The 1,919-nt window shown below is 36.4% G+C and carries 1 protein-coding gene; it reads left to right on the top strand.

Annotated features, from left to right (window positions below):
* Nucleotides 1-139: 139 nt before the first annotated feature.
* Entirely contained in the window at nucleotides 140-1,897 is a 1,758-nt protein-coding gene (locus tag OEV82_RS15995) for an IS1182 family transposase (RefSeq protein WP_263062434.1), read from the top strand.
* The last annotated feature ends 22 nt before the right edge of the window (nucleotides 1,898-1,919 follow it).

The following is a 1,919-nucleotide window of genomic DNA, read 5'->3' as shown; positions in this document are numbered from 1 at the left end:
GAGGCTGTCCAAAAAGTGAGTAATTTTCACTTTTTGGCAGCCTCTTTCTATTAAATCGGTGCATATAAACACAAAAAAATCGCCCTTTCTAGTAGAATGTAAGTGACCAAACAAACATTTTAGAAAGAGGGCGATTTTTATGAGTAATCAAAAGACTACTATTATGAATGATACCATGCAATTGTCATTTTTTCCAGAAATAAACGATAAAGAACCTTCAAAACCAAAAAGAGAGATTACTCCTACATTTAAAGAATACAACAATAAGCAAGTCATGGTTATTTATGATATTGAGGGGTTAATACCTGATAACCATGTGGCACGAGTAGTAGATGAAATGGTTGAAACAATACCAGATGAGCGACTGTTTTCTTATTATAAGGGCGGTGGTCGCCCTCCTTTCCATCCAAAAATGATGCTTAAGATTATTCTGTATGGCTATTCTCAAAAGAGGTACTCCTGTCGTCAAATACATAGAATGACAATGGAAGATATCCCTACCATGTGGTTAGCCGCCATGCAACAGCCTGACTATCGAACCATTAATGACTTTCGTGGTTCACGGATGCAAGATATGATTGACGAATTATTTGAGGCAGTTATCCACAAATTGATTGAAGAAAAATACATCACATTTGAAAACTACTTTCTTGATGGAACAAAATTTGAAGCTGACGCCAATAAATATTCCTTCGTTTGGAAAAAATCAGTCACAAAATATGAGGCAAAATTAAAAGAAAACATTGAGAAAACGTTGAAGAAGATCCACAATATTACAGAGTTAGAGGCCGAAGAAATAGGTCAAACAACAGAGGTTGATGAACAGGATTTAGAAGCAGTTGCCAATGAACTTGAAGAAAAAGTAGAACAACTAACAAAGAAAATTGAAGAGGAAACAACATCATCTGTACGTAAAGAAATGCGACGTGAACGTACTCAAATCAAGAAAACGATAAAGAAAATAAAAGAAGACTATATTCCTCGCATGACAAAATACAAGGAACAAAAACAAGTTTTCGGTGACCGTAACAGCTATTCGAAAACGGATACTGACGCTACCTTTATGCGTATGAAAGAAGATCATATGAAAAACGGACAACTCAAACCAGGTTATAACGTTCAAATGGCGACTGAGAACCAATTTATCTTGTTTTATTCCATCCATCAACGTCCTGCGGACACTCGTTGTTTTATACCTCATATGGAGAAACTGGCAAACACTTCTTTACCAATGCCTAAAAAAGTGATCGCCGACGCTGGATACGGCAGTGAAGAAAATTATGTTTATGCCGTTGGGGATGATAGAGAACAACGCTTTGAATTTCTAATTCCTTACGGGACTTATTTAAAAGAACAAACTCGAAAATATAAAAATGATATTAAAAATGCGAAGAATTGGGAGTATATAGAGGAAGAAGACTGCTTTATTTGTCCAAACGGAAGGAAAGTGAGTTTTAAAAAATATCTAAATAAAAAGAATCCATCTGGCTATGAACAAAGTTTTAAAATTTATGAATGTGAAGATTGTACGGATTGCCCATTAAAACCACAATGCACAAAAGCAAAAGGGAATCGACAAGTACATTGGAATACAATCTATGAAGAAATGAAAGCCAGAGCCAAAACAGCCCTTGCGTGTGAAACGAATGCCGCAATCTACGCTCGACGGAAAATCGAGGTAGAAAGTGTGTTCGGTCACATCAAGGGCAATCGGTCGTTCCGCAGGTTCTCACTGCGGGGACTCAATAAAGTCCATGTTGAGTTTGGAATTGTAGCATTAGCCCATAATATACTGAAAGTAGCAGGCATACGCCAGCTACTTTCAGATAAAAATCCAAAAAATAAAAAGGCAAGTGGAGAAAAACAAATAATTTTTTCCACTTGCCTCATTTTTTAGGACTTTTTAGACAGCCCCTTTT

This window comes from Pallidibacillus thermolactis, assembly GCF_025660415.1.
GTDB lineage: Bacteria > Bacillota > Bacilli > Bacillales > Caldibacillaceae > Pallidibacillus > Pallidibacillus thermolactis.
This window is presented reverse-complemented; position numbering and strand designations above follow the sequence as displayed.

Bases quoted from the DNA above. Each gene is read 5' to 3' on its own strand.
- OEV82_RS15995 (WP_263062434.1), top strand. From the start codon at position 140: ATGAGTAATCAAAAGACTACTATTATGAATGATACCATGCAATTGTCA.